The 15264-nt window shown below is 58.7% G+C and carries 12 protein-coding genes; 8 read left to right on the plus strand and 4 right to left on the minus strand.

Features of this window, described 5'->3' with window-relative positions; translation table 11 throughout:
* Window positions 1–143 precede the first annotated feature (143 nt).
* The 4 genes from CA51_RS24460 (at window position 144) to CA51_RS24475 (ending at window position 4188) form a co-directional block, all read left to right on the plus strand.
* Complete coding sequence (locus CA51_RS24460) at window positions 144–1148, plus strand: DUF1559 domain-containing protein (RefSeq protein WP_145123733.1); 1005 nt, start codon at window positions 144–146, stop codon at window positions 1146–1148.
* A gap of 85 nt (window positions 1149–1233) precedes the next feature.
* Window positions 1234–1758: a peptidase associated/transthyretin-like domain-containing protein gene (locus tag CA51_RS24465; protein WP_145123734.1), complete on the plus strand. Its 525-nt coding sequence runs from the start codon at window positions 1234–1236 to the stop codon at window positions 1756–1758.
* 747 nt (window positions 1759–2505) lie between these two features.
* Window positions 2506–3513: a DUF1559 domain-containing protein gene (locus tag CA51_RS24470; RefSeq protein WP_145123735.1), complete on the plus strand. Its 1008-nt coding sequence runs from the start codon at window positions 2506–2508 to the stop codon at window positions 3511–3513.
* A 159-nt stretch (window positions 3514–3672) separates the two neighbouring features.
* Window positions 3673–4188, plus strand: coding sequence for a peptidase associated/transthyretin-like domain-containing protein (locus CA51_RS24475; protein WP_145123736.1), 516 nt, complete (start codon window positions 3673–3675; stop codon window positions 4186–4188).
* Window positions 4189–4245: 57 nt separating this feature from the next.
* Here CA51_RS24475 and ypfJ read toward each other — a convergent pair whose 3' ends face one another.
* Window positions 4246–5127: a KPN_02809 family neutral zinc metallopeptidase gene (gene ypfJ / locus CA51_RS24480; RefSeq protein WP_145123737.1), complete on the minus strand. Its 882-nt coding sequence runs from the start codon at window positions 5125–5127 to the stop codon at window positions 4246–4248.
* Between the two features lie 244 nt (window positions 5128–5371).
* On the opposite strand from ypfJ, the gene asnB reads away from it, so the two are divergent.
* Entirely contained in the window at window positions 5372–7279 is a 1908-nt protein-coding gene (gene asnB / locus CA51_RS24485) for an asparagine synthase (glutamine-hydrolyzing) (protein ID WP_145123738.1), read from the plus strand.
* 299 nt (window positions 7280–7578) lie between these two features.
* Here asnB and CA51_RS24490 read toward each other — a convergent pair whose 3' ends face one another.
* The 3 genes from CA51_RS24490 to CA51_RS24500 form a co-directional block, all read right to left on the minus strand.
* The gene (locus tag CA51_RS24490; protein ID WP_145101836.1) at window positions 7579–7938 is read right to left on the minus strand and encodes an Hpt domain-containing protein; all 360 of its coding nucleotides are present in this window, start codon (window positions 7936–7938) and stop codon (window positions 7579–7581) included.
* 99 nt (window positions 7939–8037) lie between these two features.
* Window positions 8038–9315: a DUF1552 domain-containing protein gene (locus tag CA51_RS24495; protein WP_145123739.1), complete on the minus strand. Its 1278-nt coding sequence runs from the start codon at window positions 9313–9315 to the stop codon at window positions 8038–8040.
* Between the two features lie 16 nt (window positions 9316–9331).
* Window positions 9332–11743, minus strand: coding sequence for a DUF1592 domain-containing protein (locus tag CA51_RS24500; protein ID WP_197451447.1), 2412 nt, complete (start codon window positions 11741–11743; stop codon window positions 9332–9334).
* Between the two features lie 168 nt (window positions 11744–11911).
* Between CA51_RS24500 and polX the strand changes: the two genes are divergently transcribed.
* The 3 genes from polX (at window position 11912) to CA51_RS24515 (ending at window position 15246) form a co-directional block, all read left to right on the plus strand.
* Complete coding sequence (polX, locus tag CA51_RS24505; protein ID WP_145123741.1) at window positions 11912–13648, plus strand: DNA polymerase/3'-5' exonuclease PolX; 1737 nt, start codon at window positions 11912–11914, stop codon at window positions 13646–13648.
* A gap of 66 nt (window positions 13649–13714) precedes the next feature.
* Window positions 13715–14857, plus strand: a complete 1143-nt coding sequence (locus CA51_RS24510; protein ID WP_145123742.1) for a metallophosphoesterase — start codon at window positions 13715–13717, stop codon at window positions 14855–14857.
* Entirely contained in the window at window positions 14854–15246 is a 393-nt protein-coding gene (locus CA51_RS24515) for a TspO/MBR family protein (protein ID WP_145123743.1), read from the plus strand. Before CA51_RS24510 ends, CA51_RS24515 begins: the two co-directional genes overlap by 4 nt.
* Window positions 15247–15264: the final 18 nt, after the last annotated feature.

Genomic DNA, 15264 nt, shown 5'->3' on the forward strand with positions numbered 1-15264 from the left:
CCATCCAGCAACTTCAGCTGGGCGGATCATTCTCCTCACGAGCGTTTGTTATCCCCACGATTTTCGGTGCCGGTATACCTGTAACTCCAACAGACAGCTCCAGTTCCGAACCCACCTCAAAAATCACCTGGAGTACATTCCCGATGCGTCGCAGAAACGGATTTACATTAGTTGAATTACTGGTCGTGATCGCAATCATCGGCATCCTGGTTGGCCTGCTGTTGCCAGCGGTCCAAGCCGCCCGCGAAGCAGCGCGGCGGATGCAGTGCAGCAACAACATGAAGCAGCTCGGCTTGGCTCTGCACAATTACGTCGACACCTACCAAAAGTTCCCCGCCTCAGCCCGCGGATACGGTGGATGTGTCGGGAACGCAGTCAACGGCGAAATCAAGAATGCCAACGGCCTGGTCGCACTGCTTCCCTACATCGAACTGCAAAACGTCTACGACCAGTTCAATCACGACGAAGCCTTTTCGGTAAACCCAGGCGGCTACCAACGGGCAACCGGCACCGTGGTCGGCGATCCGATCACCAACGGCAACGCAGCGCTCGCCGAACTGGAACTCGATGTCTTCCTATGCCCGTCCGACCCCAACCCGGCCAAGGGGCGGTTGGTGGGAAGCGCTTACGGTCCCGGCGGCAGCTTCTCCGGCGCCGCAACCAACTACGACTTCATCGTGAAGTGCGGCACTGAATTCGGCACATGCAACAGCTACGCCACGACCAGCAGCACCGAAAAACGGATATTTGGTGGCGACGTGAACTCCCGAATGGCCGAGGTCACCGACGGGCTTACCAACACATTCATGGTAGGCGAGACAACCAAGTATCACTCCAACGGCGCTGCCTTCGCCTGGTCGTATCGTGCCTGGGTGATGACAGGTATCGATCCCTATTACACGACCGCCAATGGTGGAATCAACGTCTGGCACCAACCCTGGGTCGCACCAACTTGGCAGAACCCACCCTACATTCCACAACGCGGCCGACCTCGCAGTTGGTGGGTACCAGCAGCCAGCTTGCACCCGGGCGGATGCCACTTTGTGATGGGCGATGCATCGGTGCAATTCATCAACGAAACGATCGACAAGCCGACTTTGTTGAACCTAACAGTCATGTCGGATGGCCAAGTCGTTACGCTACCGTAGTGGACGACAATCCAAACCGTCGGGCTGCAGAGCCCGTTCACCTTCCAAGGCGCATGCGATGTTCCGTTTTGCGAGAACGAGCCTTTTGATCACAGTTGCCGCAATCACCGGTTGCGGCAAGGCTACGAGCGATCCGGGGCCAAGCTTTATCCCCGTCTCGGGAACGCTCACTCTCGACGGTCAGCCACTCCCTTTCAAGAGCGTACGGCTGTCGCCGACCGACGGCACCGCAGGCCGCGGCGCGGCCGGATATTCCGATTCCGAAGGCCGGTTCCACTTAGTGGCTGTCGTTTCCGACAAGCTGCACGACATCACAGGCTGCCCTCCGGGGCATTATCGCGTGATTGTTAACGAACCGATGATCCCGATCTCCGAAGCGGATTTCGAAACCGGAAACCAAACGATCGCCGCACCAACAGCGGAGCCCGCGGTTGCGATCCTGCTTCCCGATCCCAAAGCAAAGAGCGACATCCCCGCGGTCTACCGTTCGGACAACACATCGCCACTGGAAGTCGAGATCCGCGAAGAAAACACAACGTTGACTGTAGAACTTCAGTCGAAGCCCTCGCAAAGTGCCAGCCCCGCAGATGCAGTGCAACACGACACCTAACGACGAAACCTAATCCAACTAGCCACACGAAACCGCAACGCGACTAAACCACGACACAACCGCCAACCCTCGCGCGGCGACGGCGAAGCCAAACCAACAACCACACGTCACCAAGACACACCGAACAAACAAACGACTCGCCAAAGCCGCGGCGTAGCACAACACAGAAGCAGCGCACAACAATCCAAACAAACTGCGCCGCGCGACGATCAAAACGAACAGCGAGTGTCGACGGCCTCCCGTAAACACAATCACCAAAAAAGCACCAAGGCGACACTAGACCACCTTAACCACATCGCACCGCAACCTGGCACACCGTAGTAAAAGCCGCGGACAAGATGCGGCAAACCACCTAGCAACCAATCCCTGCACGGCAAACTTCATGTTCTGCGAGCCTCATTTCCTTCCCAGGTCCAGCAAACTCCCTCAACGAACGTCGAGTCTATCGATCGATCCCAACGACACATGTCATTCCGTTCATGCATCGATTACGCCTACAGAAACTCTGGTTTTTCTGGCGAACAAACTGTTTCCACTCGAACCAAAGGCTGATACATTCAAATCAGCCAACATGTCATACAGGTAGACATTTCGCTTTCTATTTCACACTTAATTCGCCCCTCCGATCCATCGCCAGGCCAACCACCGACACCAAGAACATCCCATTCAAACCGGCACTGCACAGAATCGATAGCGAAGCTGCAAATCACGATCTGTTTTTTTCTCATCTCTCCCAGGAGACGTCCGATGTTTGCAAAAAGAAGAGCGTTCACCCTCGTAGAACTACTTGTTGTGATCGCGATCATTGGGATCTTAGTGGGCCTGCTGCTGCCAGCGGTTCAAGCGGCTCGCGAAGCGGCTCGGCGGATGCAGTGCGGCAACAACATGAAGCAGCTTGGCTTGGCGTTGCACAACTACGTCGACACCTACCAAAAATTCCCAGCCTCCAGCCGCGGATACGGCGGATGTGTTGGCAACGCAGTCAACGGCGAGATCAAAAACGCCAGTGGCCTTGTCGCTCTACTTCCCTACATCGAACTGCAGAACGTCTACGACCAATTCAACCACGAAGAAGCCTTTGCAGTTACCAGTTCGGGGCAGCGTGCGACCGGAAACGTGATTGGCGATCCAGCGACCAATGGAAATGCGACCATTGCCGAATTGGAACTCGACGTCTTCGCTTGCCCCTCGGACAGCAATCCCATCAAAGGCCGCCTGGTCGGAAATCACTACGGCCCTGCACCAGGATTTTCGGGCGCCGCAACCAACTATGACTTTATCGTCGCAGCCGGCCCTGAATTTGGCACCTGCAACAGCTACGCCACCACCAACAGCACCACGAAGCGGATGTTTGGCGGCGACGTCAACACGCGAATGGCCGAAGTCATCGACGGCCTGACCAACACCTTCATGGTCGGCGAAACCACGCGATACCACGTCAATGGCGCCGCCCTGGCTTGGTCCTATCGCGGCTGGGTAATGACTGGCGTCGACCCGTATTACACGTCGGCGGCCAACGGAGGAATCAACGTCTGGCACCAACCTTGGATCTCGCCAACATGGCAGAGCCCTCCCTTCACACCAATTCGCGGCCGCGCTCGCAGCTGGTGGGTTGCGTCGGCCAGCCTGCATCCCGGCGGATGCCACTTTGTCATGGGTGACGCTTCGGTCCAGTTCGTCAGCGAAACGATCGACAAACCGACCTTGCTGAACCTGACCGTCATGTCGGACGGACAAGTCGCCACGCTTCCGTAGCGAACGGCCTCAAGACAATTTGCATTTCACCCTCCGGCGCAGCGGGAGGGTGGGATCGGGGAAACTGCACTCAAAAATGCCCCCTCCCCATCAACCTCTTATCTCATCGCTCGACCACTCTATTTCGATTTGTCTTTTAAAGATTAGCAGGTGAATTTGATGTTTAAATTTGCAAAAGTCAGTTTTATCGCAGGAGTTGTTGCGATCGCGGGCTGCGGCGACGCGGGGCCACCACGCGTTCCAATCACCGGAACCCTGACGCTCGATGGAGAACCGCTGGCCTTCAAAAGCCTAACGTTGACGCCGATCGAAGGAACCACCGGCGGCGGCGCTTCGGGCTATTCCGATGGCGAAGGAAAATACCAAGTCCTGGCGATGGTCCCCGGCGCGGTGCAGGATTTTAATGGCTGCCCGCCAGGACGTTATCGCGTAACGGTTTCCGAGCCGTTGATCCCGATCAGCGATGCCGACTTCCAAACGGCCAGCAAGGGAGAGGTTATCGACAGCAACGAACCGGCGGCAGCGGTCTTCATGCCAACCACGCCGAGAAAAAAGAAGCAGGCCAAGGGAGCGATCCCAAGCGTCTACGCCTCAGGCACGATGTCGCCACTCGTGATCGACGTCGCCGAGGGGAACGAGCTGATCGACCTAGCGCTTGCATCGACGGCGAAATAATTTCAACCCGCCGATGCGATAGCGATCCCTCGCAATTCGTTCCAACCCACGGACTGGTTAGATCTGGTTATATGGCAACTCAAACAGTTCGTTGGCAACTTCGATCTGGCCGGTCTCCAAGCCTTTTCGGAACCAGTAGGCTCGCTGCTTGCTGGTTCCGTGCGTAAAGGCATCGGGAACCACTCGCCCCTGCATCTGTTGTTGCAAGCGATCGTCGCCGATCGCTTCAGCACACTTCATCGCCTCTTCGACATCTCCAGCGTCCAAGAAGGACTTCATCTTCTGGCCGTGATGCGCCCAGACGCCGGCTAGAAAATCAGCCTGCAGCTCCAACCGCACGCTCAACCGATTGGCTGCCACCTTGTCGGCGCTCTGCTGGCTGCGATGAACTTGGTCGGAAATGCCTAAGGTGTTTTGCACATGATGCGCGACCTCGTGAGCGATCACGTAAGCCATCGCAAAGTCCCCTTTGGCTCCAAATTGATTCTGCAGCTGTTCGAAGAACGACATATCCAGATAAACCTGATCGTCGCCGGGGCAATAGAACGGGCCCGTCGCACTGCTGGCCATTCCACAAGCCGACGAGACCTGATCGCGGAACAGGACCAACTTCGGCTCGGGATACCGCTTCCCGATCTGCTCGGTGAACAACTTGTTCCAGACATCTTCGGTGTCGGCCAACACCACCGAGACAAACTGCTTCAGCTCGCGTTCGGCTTCGCTATCTTCGACCGGGACGTTCTGCGGCGCACCGGCTTGCTGCTGCGCCTGCTGCTGTTGCACCTGTTGGATCAACTGCTGCGGGTCCTTCCCCATCATCAGCCCCAACACGATCACAACCAAAATCATCAGCCCACCGCCGCCAGCCACCGCCGGCCCGGCTCCCATGGCGCGTCGATCTTCAATATTTTCGCTCTCTCGTCTTCCACGCCAACGCATCGGATTATCCTGAAAAGGTTTCTTATAAACGCTGCGCCGGAAGCAGAGAGCATCGGGCTCAGCCAGCCAATAGTTGTTATCATACGTCGCAAACCAGTCTACCCAAAGCGTTGCACATTGACATTCGATTGGGCGGCTTTCCATTGTTGCAACAACCACGACAATGGGAATGGCGGCGTTCGGTGAACCGTCCCTTTCGCGATTCCTTTCCGACCCTTCTCCATCAAACTAACTAAATAGCTTTATGTGCGGCATCACCGGCGGACTCTGGACTCACCCGCAACACTCGATCTCCGCCGACGTCCTGCAGCGGATGACCGAGGCGATCCGCCACCGTGGCCCCGACGACAGCGGAACCCATGTCGAAGCGATGCGGACCGATCCGTCGGGCCCCGTCCCCGGCGTGGCCCTTGGGTTTCGGCGATTGAGCATCATCGATCTCGCCGGCGGCCACCAACCGATGAGCAACGAAGACGGTTCGATCTGGATGGTCTTCAACGGCGAGATCTACAATTTTGGCGATCTCCGCCGACGTCTTGAAGGAGCCGGCCATCGTTTTGGTTCCTCCAGCGATGGCGAATCGATCCTGCACCTGTACGAAGACCTGGGGGTCGAGTGTTTCTCGCACCTCAACGGTATGTTTGCCGTCGCGATCTGGGACCGCAACCGCCGCCGGATCGTGCTGGCGCGCGATCGCTTGGGTCAGAAGCCGCTGCACTACACGGTGCAAGACGATCGGCTGCTGTTTGCCAGCGAACTGAAGTCGCTGATGGAGGTGCCGGGGCTGCGTCGGGAGATCGATCCGTCGGCGATCGATGAATTCCTGACCTACCAATACGTCCCTCATCCGAACACGATTTATCGCGATATTCACAAGCTGCCGCCGGGACACTTTGCTGTCTTCGAAGACGAACACTTGAGCGTCAAGCGATACTGGGATATCGATCTCGCCAAAGAAACTCCGATGACGCAGGAGGAGGCGTCCGAGCAACTGCGGGAACTGCTCTCTGATTCGGTGCGACTGCGATTGCAAGCCGACGTTCCGCTGGGAGCGTTCCTCTCCGGCGGGATCGATTCGTCGCTGATCGTCGCCCTGGCTCAACAGCAGCGCGACGATCCGATCCGCACCTTCAGCATCGGCTTTCCGCTGAAGGATTTCGACGAAACCCACTACGCCAAACAAGTCGCCGACCATCTGGGAACCCAGCACACACGGTTCGAAGTCCAGCCGAACGCGGTCGACGTGATCGACAAATTGGTCTGGCACTACGACGAACCGTTTGGTGATTCGAGCGCCATTCCCACCTGGTACCTGTCGGAACTGACCCGCCGCGAAGTGACCGTGGCCCTCTCGGGCGACGGCGGCGACGAACTGTTCGCCGGCTACGATCGCTACCGGGCGTTGTGGATCAGTCGCCAGATGGATCGGATGTTGCCGATGCGTGGAATGCTGGGAGCCAAGTGGATCCAGCGGCTGCCCGATTCGACGCGGCAGCGTTCCCTGATCCGCCGCGGCAAGCGGTTCTGCGACGCGATCAGCCAACCGCCGGCGCGGCGTTTCATGAACTGGTTGCAGATCTTCCCCGAAGCGCTCCGAGGCGAGATCTATAACGAGGACTTCGTTAAGCAGTTGCCGGGGGACGATCCGTTCGAGTTCTTCCACATGGCCTGGAAACAGTCGGGGAATCGGGACGACGTCACCAAAGCATCGCTAGCCGATCTGATGACCTACCTGCCATGCGATCTGTGCACGAAAGTCGATATCGCGTCGATGGCTCACGGATTGGAGGTCCGCCAACCGATGCTCGATTACCGCGTCGTGGAACTCGCCGCGCGGATGCCGGTGAAATGGAAGTTCCGCGGCAAACGCGGCAAACTGATCCTGGACGACACCTTCGGATCGATGATCCCCAAAAACATCTGGACTCGCAAAAAGATGGGCTTCGGCATCCCAATCGCTGCTTGGTTTAAAAACGAATGGCGGCCGATGCTGCACGACATGCTACTGGCTCCCGACGCCAAGCATCAACAATTCTTCCGCCCCGAAGTCGTCGCCAAGATGGTCCACGATCACGAGACCGGCGCCGTCAACCACGGCTACCGATTGTGGAACCTACTGATCCTCGAAAAATGGCTCCGCCGCTGGACGTAAAGATCAAACGCCAACGGAGAAGCGAAAGAGAAGGGCAGAATGAACATCTCGCCCACCATCACTCTGCCCACGTCATCTGCCATCCCCTTCGCTATACAAACGCACGGACCTTCGTCAATGGCGGAGCCATGGCCGCATAAAGCCTGGGACGCAAGTCCCAGGAAAACGGCAACATCGCAGAACGAAGTCGCGGAGCGACGGCAGATGTTCGCTCGCAGAACGCGAAGCGCAGCAAGTTTTGGCAGAATGATAGGGGCAGAATGATAGGGGCAGAACGCGATGCGAAGCCAGAAGGTTTCCTACTGCCGGTCGAGCCACTGTTGCACTCGGTCCTGCCAGGCTTGGACGGTCGGTTGCAGTTGATCGTACAACGCGACGGCGTCGGAGACGCGCGACTCGCGGCCACAGCGTTCGATCTCTTCGGCCAGAGCGACTTCGTCTCCGCTGGAGACATATTTAAGACACGACTTCAGCGTATGCCCGTAGCGTTCGATCTCTTTCGGCGTGCCGCCAGCGATCGCCACTCGCAACCGCTGCGAAACGTCGGGCAGCTCCATCACCAAGCCTTCGGCAACGGCAACCATCGATTCGTGGTGATTCCCCGTGCATTCCCCCAGGCGATCGATCCACGGCTTGTCGTCTTTTGGTAATTCGCTCATATGACCTTCGCGGCGCTACCGCCGTATTCCCTTTTGCCTTCCCTTCATCCTAACACGCGGCCTGGGCAAAAGCGATCCGATTCGACCAGCGAACCGGGGTCAACTCGGCTGCAAACCGGTCAACGTACCGACGCCGCTAGAGAACTGATCGACCGCCAGCCCCAAGTGCTGCAGATAACTGACCATTAAATTTCCAAGCGGTGGCGATTTCTCGGATTCAAACCGCAGATGCTGCCCGTGTCGGAAGTGTCCTCCGGCGGCGATGATCGGCAGATTCGTGTTGTTGTGGCTCGAAGCGTTCCCCAAATTGGAGCCCATCAAGATGGCGGTCTGATCCAACAAACTGTGCTCACCCTCGCGAACCGCTTCCAGCTTGCTCAACAGCTCACCAAACAACCGCATCTCCTCGCGTTCGATGATCGCCAGCATCTCGATCTTTTCCGGATTCCGCCCGTGATGGCTCAAGTTGTGCCAGCCGTCGTCGACCCCTTTCAGCGACACCACCTCGTTGCCGCCGGCACCGATCAAAGTGATCAACCGCGTCGAATCGGTTTGGATCGCCAGAAAGATCATCTCGAACATCAGTCCCATGATCCCGGTGAAATCGGCCCGATCGGTGACGTCGGTCGGTGGCTTGCGATCGACGACCGGCTTCGGCTGCGTCGCCCACTGCGCCGCGCTGACCAACCGCTGTTCCAGCTCGCGAACGCTCGTCAGGTACTGATCTAGCGTTTGATTATCCTGACGTCCCACGCGGCGAGCGACGCCGCGCGTCTGATCGCGGACCAAATCCATGATGCTCTGCCCATCTTCGATCCGCCGGATTTGATCGGCTTGCTCCGCCGGCGTTCCCGCTAAAAACAGCTTGGCAAACAATTGCGACGGACGCGATTGAGCGGGAATCTGCACGCCCGATCGCGTGTACGAAAGACTCGATCGCCCGGCAGACAGGGCCAGCGACGCAAACCGCGTTTGATGACCGATCTGTTCGGCGGCGAACTGGTCGACCGAAATCGTGTTCTGGAAACTCGGCTGACCGGGATGAGCCGCTCCGGTCAAAAAGCTCTTCTCCGCGCTATGCCCTCCGTCGACATCGGGATGGTGCAGCCCCGAGATCACCGTGAACTTGTCCCGCAGTGGCTGCAGCGGTTCCAGGTAGGGCGTGACTTCGTAATCGGTTCCCGATTGGCTGGGGAACAGGTAGGGCGTGTGGATTCCCAGCGGAGCGCAGATCGCCAACATCCGGCGAACATCCCCTTTCCCAGATTCCCCCGGGGCAGCTCCAGCGGCGGTACCGGACATCGATTGCAGCATCGGCAGCGCCATCGAAACCGCACCGCCGCGCAACATCGTCCGTCGTCGCAAAACAGATCTCATCAACACGCTCCCAACACTAAGGTTCGATAAAAAGTTCGCTACTGGCGATCGCCAAAATCATCGACCGCAGCCCCAAGTCGCCCCCCGACGCGGCGACGATGCGATCGATCGCCGGCCGATCGGCCAGCGACAGCGGCCGCCCGGTCGCGTAGACGATCAATTTGGTCGCGATCGCTCGAGCGACCTGATCGCGGTCTTCGAGCAACCGTTGGCGGTAGCCGCCAAAGTCGGCGAACGAGCGGCCGTCGGCCAACCGCGACGCCGTTTCCACATCCGGCCCTTTGCGATAGGGCAAACGACCAAGCTTCTCCCCATCGCCAATCGATCGATACCATTGCCGCTGGCCACCGATCGCATCAAACGCTTCCAAGGCAAAGCCCGGTGGATCGATCCGGCGATGGCAGACGTTGCACGAATCGATCGCGCGGTGTTTGTCCAGTTGCTCCCGAATCGTGGTCGCGCCGCGGACATCGGGTTCGACCGCCGGAACACCTGGAGGCGGCGGTGGGGCAGGGCGGCCCAACAGGTTATCCAAAACCCAATTGCCGCGTTGGATCGGCGACGTGGTCGTGCCATTGGCTGTCACCTTCAACACGCTCGCATGCGTTAGCACCCCGCCACGCAAACTGTTGTCGGGCAGCGCGACCCTCCGAAAGACCTCGTTCCCACGCACCCCGGCGATGCCGTAATGTTTGGCCAGTCGCTCGTTGAGGAACGTGAAATCGGAATCAATGAAATTCAAAACGCTCCCATCTTCGTCGATCAAGTACTCAAAAAAGCTGCGCGTCTCGCCAAGCATCGCTTCCTGCAGCAACGGATCGAACTCGGGATAGAGTTTTTTATCGGGCGTCGTGAAGTCGATCTCCCGCAGATCCAACCACTGACCGAGAAAGTTCTCGACAAACCGCTCCCGCTTCGGATCGGCCAACATCCGCTGAACCTGAGCGCGTCGAATTGCGGGATCCTTTAATTTCCCAGCCGCCGCCAAATCGATCAGCTGCGGGTCGGGCTGCGAAGACCAAAGGAAATAGGAGAGCCGCGAAGCGATCGTGTAGTCGTCGACCGCGGGCTGGCTGTTGAGCAACAAAAACTGAGGAGCACATAAAACGGCGGTCACCCCCGCGCGAACCGCTTGTTCAAACGAGCGGCCAGCGTCGAGTCGATCGAGCGCCAATCGAACGAACGGCTCCGCTTCGGCATCGTCGACCGGGCGCCGGAACGCCCGCGGCAACAGATCGCTAACGATCCGCGCCACATCCTCGCGCGGCCGCTCCGATTCGACGCGATGCAACTGGACTCGCTTGCGATGCCGCATGTGAATCGATCGCTCCGGTTCCATCCGAATATGATCGACATCGCCAAACAACCGCTGAGTCGCCAACGATGGAAACTCTTGGTCCAACGGCCCGTCGGTCTCCACCCACGCGATCCCCACACCGGGACGCGGTTCGTGCTTGTCGCGCCACGTGACGTGTTCGGGCCAGATCCGAGGGACGATATGAATCGTCCCCCCCTGCTGCATCGGCACCGTAAATTCGATCACCCGCGGCTGCTGGGAACTGCCCGTGGCATCGAAGATCCCAATAAATCGATGCGCATCGGGACCAAACAACGAACCGACGTAAAGGGCCACCGACAACGTCCGCTCTCCCGGATCATGAGGCCAAACCGCAACGCGACAACGATACAGTCCATCTTCGATCGGATGGGCGGGATCGATCCGCGCAGGCGGCCAACCGGGAGTGAACTTCACAAACGATTCATCGACAGCAACCGTGCCCCCTTTTTTCTTGTCAACCGAATCGATGTTCTCTTTGACCTGCATCAGATCGGCTCGACGCGTCGCAACCGGCAACGGCTGCACGCGCCGTATCGTCGCTTCAAAAGCAACCGCCGCCGCAGCCAAGTACTGTTCCATCAAGACCGATGAAATACTCAGCCCGTCGGCGACGTTATCGAATCCCTGCAGGCTGCCATCCTCGGGCAACAGATCCATCAACGGGACATCGATCCCCAACAGATCGTGGACCGTGTTTTGATATTCGCGGCGATTCATCCGTCGCAGCGCCAGCGGCCGTTCGCCGCGCATCCGTTCCGCAAACCGACCGGCCTCCGAAACAAAACGCTTCACCGCAGCGGCGTTCGGACGGTCCTCACCCTCGGGCGGCATCTCTCCCGATTCGATGACATCGACGACGCGCGTCCACTGGCGGATCGCCTCGCTTCCCGAATCGGCGACTGTCAAGCGATCCAACCGCAGGTCGGCCTCTTGCGTATCGGCACCGTGACACGCAGTGCAGTGCTGATCCAAAAACGCGGCCAACCGCTTCGCAGCCCCGTCGTCGGCGACGGCAGACGCTGCCACTTGCGATCCGCAAACGACGGCCAAAGCGATGATCGAGCGACGGCAAATGATTCGAATGTTCATAGTTGTCATCATACCTGCCGCACCGCTCGATTGAGGAAATTTTGCAGGCGAACGGGACGGCTCGGTCGACGTTTTCCAACGCCGCCCGTGGGCAAGGATTTGGCAATTCCGTAGGATGAAGAAAAGGCCTGCTGCCGATACGATAGAGTTCAACGAGTGCTGGAACAAATGGATAATCAATCGATCGCCGAAGTTTTCGAACAGATGGCGGAACTGCTGGAGTTTAAAGGCGAAAATCCGTTCCGGATCCGGGCGTATCACAACGGGGCCAAAGCGATCCTCGACCTTGACGAACCGGTCGCCCAGATCCTCGACGATCCCAGCCGCAAGCTGTCCGATGTGCCGGGGATCGGCAAGACCTTGGTCGACAAGATCACCGTCCTGGTCGCGACCGGCAGCCTGCCCCAGTTGCTGGAGTTGCAAGAACAGTTCCCCGCCTCGGTCCTGGCGATGGCTCGCGTCCCCGGCCTTGGCGCGAAGAAGGCGGCTCGGCTGCACCAAGAACTCGGGATCGACAACCTCGCCGAACTGAAGACCGCTTGCGAAACGGATCAGGTGAGTGGCCTCAAGGGCTTTGGCAAGAAGAGCCAGCAGACGATCCTCGACGGCTTGGCGATCGCACAAGCGGCGGCGCAGCGGAAGAAGTGGGTCAACGCCGACGGCTGGGTCGCTCGACTGCGTTCCCATCTATCCAACTGCGATGCGATCGAACGAATGGAGTTTGCCGGCAGCTACCGCCGCGGCCGCGAGACCTGCGGCGATCTGGACATTCTTGTCGTCGCCGATCCCGCCGCTGCGGCGATGGATCATCTGGTAGCCTTCCCGCCACGGAAGGAGACCATTTTGCGAGGCGACACCAAGATCTCGATCCGCATCGACGAAGCGTTCCAAGTCGACATGCGAGTCGTTGCTGCCGATCAGTTTGGCGCGGCGCTGCAGTATTTCACCGGATCGCAAGCGCACAACGTTCGCGTCCGCAGCATGGCTAAATCGCAAGGGTTGAAGGTCAACGAATACGGAGTGTTTCGCGAAGACGATCCCGAGCACTCGATCGCCGGCGGGGAAGAGCAGGAGGTCTATGCGGCGATCGGTCTGCCTTGGGTTCCGCCCGAACTGCGCGAAGATCGACTGGAATTCGATTGGGCGAAAAGTGGCGACCCGTTCGACCTGATCGAACTAAAAGACATTTACAGCGACCTGCATATGCACACCACGGCGACCGATGGCGAAGCGACGATCGGCGACATGGCCGACGCGGCGATCGCCCGCGGCCTGACCGCGATCGCGATCACCGATCACAGCCAACGCGTGGCGATGGCTCGCGGGCTGGACCCGCAGCGACTGCGTGAACAATGGGCGCGGATCGATCAACTGCGGCCGCAGTACGAGGGCCGACTGACGATCCTCAAAGGAATCGAATGCGACATCCTTGAGGGTGGCGGGATGGATCTGCCCGACGATGTCCTCGCCGAAGCCGATTGGGTGCTGGCGAGCGTGCATTATGGGCAACGGCAAAGTCGCGAACAGATCACCGATCGAATCTTGGGAGCGATCGCGAATCCACACGTCACCGCGATCGCGCACCCGACCGGACGCTTGATCAATCGCCGCGAAGCGTATCAAGTCGACATCGACGCGGTTTTCCAAGCCGCCGCCGAAACGTCGACGCTGCTGGAACTAAACGCCAACCCCGCTCGGTTAGATCTTCATGAGGTCCATTGCCAAACGGCGTCGCGCCGTTACAACATCCCCATCGTGATCAACACCGACGCGCACTCGATCGATGGCCTCGACGTGATGCAGTACGGCATCCTGCAAGCGCGGCGAGCCGGGCTGCAAAAACAACACGTCGCCAACGCGAGGTCTTGGGATGCGATGAAGCCCCTGATGGGCAAATACCGCTAGCCGCCAACGCCAGCCGAGACGCGCCGTCGGAAACATGCCGCCTCACCCTCCACCAAAAGCCTTCCGATGCGAAACGTCTTAATCCTGTTGCTTTTGTTTGTCGCTTCCGATCTCGCCGTCGCAACGGAGATCCGACGGATCTGGCTGACACACAAGAGCAACGACCCGAGCCGCATCGTTGTGAACTGGATGAGCGAGAGCGCGGGGGATTCGGTCGTTCGCTTTGGCCTGACTGCGGACTACGACAAAACGATCCGAGTCGATGAAACGACGAAGCTGCATCATGTCGAAATTCCGCTGGAACATCGCGATGCGGTCTATCACTATTCGGTCAGCAGCGGCGACAAACGATCGAAGGACGCCACCTTCAAAGCCTACCCGAGCGATGAACTGCGGATTGCGATCGTCGCCGACTGGCAGAGCAAGCCCGACTTGTCGGCGATCCAAAAGGACGACGTCCATCTATTGCTGACCGCTGGCGACAACATCGCCAACCTCTTCCCAGCCTGCGGCGAGGGGACCAAAGATTGCGTGAAGCCCTACGCTGCACTGATCGACGCCTACCCCGATCTGTTTCGCTCCACACCGTTCATGCCGGCATTGGGGAATCACGACCGCCAGATTCGCCCGCGTGGGAAGATGCCGCCCGAGGAAGCCGTCTACGATGTCGATGCGACCGCGTTTCGCAAATTCTTCGAATTGCCGGGGGACGAGTGGAAGTGGCACTTCGACATCCCACAGTTTGACCTGCGGGTGATCGCGTTGGACTTCAATCACATCTCCGACTTCGGAACCACTTGGCAAACCTGCCACCGCTTCGACGAAGCCTCGCCTCAGTTCCTCTGGTACCAACAACAGATGGCCAACCCGCCCGGATTTGTTGTCACGCTCTATAACGAACGCAACGCGAGCATTCGCAACCAGGCGAACAAACAATGGCACAACCTGTTCCGCCGCGGAACATGTTGCGTCACCGGATACGGCTATTTTGCAGAGCGAGCCGAAGTCGATGGCTTTCCCTATTACAACAGCTCGCTCAGCGGCAGCGGCGCCCAATATCGCGACCCCCATTCGAAGTTCCTCGCGGGCGAGGACAGCTACCTATTGCTGACCCTCCAGCGTGGCGGCGAGATGGCGGTTAAGATCAAGAGTCTCAGCGGCGACGAATTAGATCACCAATCCTACAAACAACGGGAATCGACACGATGACATGGATTGAGTGGTACAACGGCCTGGACAAACCTTCGTGGACTCCCGCCCCCGGCACGATCGGCCTGATCTGGCAACTGTTGTATCCGGTAATCATCGTGACGTTTGGTTTCGTCTTCGTACAAGCGTTTCGCAAGCGACTGCCATGGCTGGTCGCATTGCCGTTTGCGATCAACCTCGTCGCCAATCTGTGCTTCACCCCAATTCAGTTCGGCTTGCGCAATCTGCCGCTTGCCGCCGTCGACATCCTGATCGTCTGGACAACGATCCTTTGGATGATGTTCGCCATCTGGAAGCACTACCGCTGGGTCGCGGTGGCGCAGATCCCGTACCTGATCTGGGTTTCGATCGCGACGACGCTACAGCTGGCGATCACATGGAACAATTGACGCCAGCCAGACTGCCAG

Origin of the sequence: Rosistilla oblonga (assembly GCF_007751715.1) — a bacterium.
Classification (GTDB): domain Bacteria; phylum Planctomycetota; class Planctomycetia; order Pirellulales; family Pirellulaceae; genus Rosistilla; species Rosistilla oblonga.

What these genes read in the sequence shown, in the direction of transcription:
- CA51_RS24490 (WP_145101836.1), bottom strand. Translation starts at nt 7,938, where the DNA reads ATGAGCGAATTACCAAAAGACGACAAGCCGTGGATCGATCGCCTGGGG.
- CA51_RS24470 (WP_145123735.1), top strand. Translation starts at nt 2,506, where the DNA reads ATGTTTGCAAAAAGAAGAGCGTTCACCCTCGTAGAACTACTTGTTGTG.
- CA51_RS24460 (WP_145123733.1), top strand. Translation starts at nt 144, where the DNA reads ATGCGTCGCAGAAACGGATTTACATTAGTTGAATTACTGGTCGTGATC.
- CA51_RS24510 (WP_145123742.1), top strand. Translation starts at nt 13,715, where the DNA reads ATGCGAAACGTCTTAATCCTGTTGCTTTTGTTTGTCGCTTCCGATCTC.
- ypfJ (WP_145123737.1), bottom strand. Translation starts at nt 5,127, where the DNA reads ATGCGTTGGCGTGGAAGACGAGAGAGCGAAAATATTGAAGATCGACGC.
- CA51_RS24495 (WP_145123739.1), bottom strand. Translation starts at nt 9,315, where the DNA reads ATGAGATCTGTTTTGCGACGACGGACGATGTTGCGCGGCGGTGCGGTT.
- CA51_RS24500 (WP_197451447.1), bottom strand. Translation starts at nt 11,743, where the DNA reads ATGAACATTCGAATCATTTGCCGTCGCTCGATCATCGCTTTGGCCGTC.
- CA51_RS24475 (WP_145123736.1), top strand. Translation starts at nt 3,673, where the DNA reads ATGTTTAAATTTGCAAAAGTCAGTTTTATCGCAGGAGTTGTTGCGATC.
- polX (WP_145123741.1), top strand. Translation starts at nt 11,912, where the DNA reads ATGGATAATCAATCGATCGCCGAAGTTTTCGAACAGATGGCGGAACTG.
- CA51_RS24515 (WP_145123743.1), top strand. Translation starts at nt 14,854, where the DNA reads ATGACATGGATTGAGTGGTACAACGGCCTGGACAAACCTTCGTGGACT.
- asnB (WP_145123738.1), top strand. Translation starts at nt 5,372, where the DNA reads ATGTGCGGCATCACCGGCGGACTCTGGACTCACCCGCAACACTCGATC.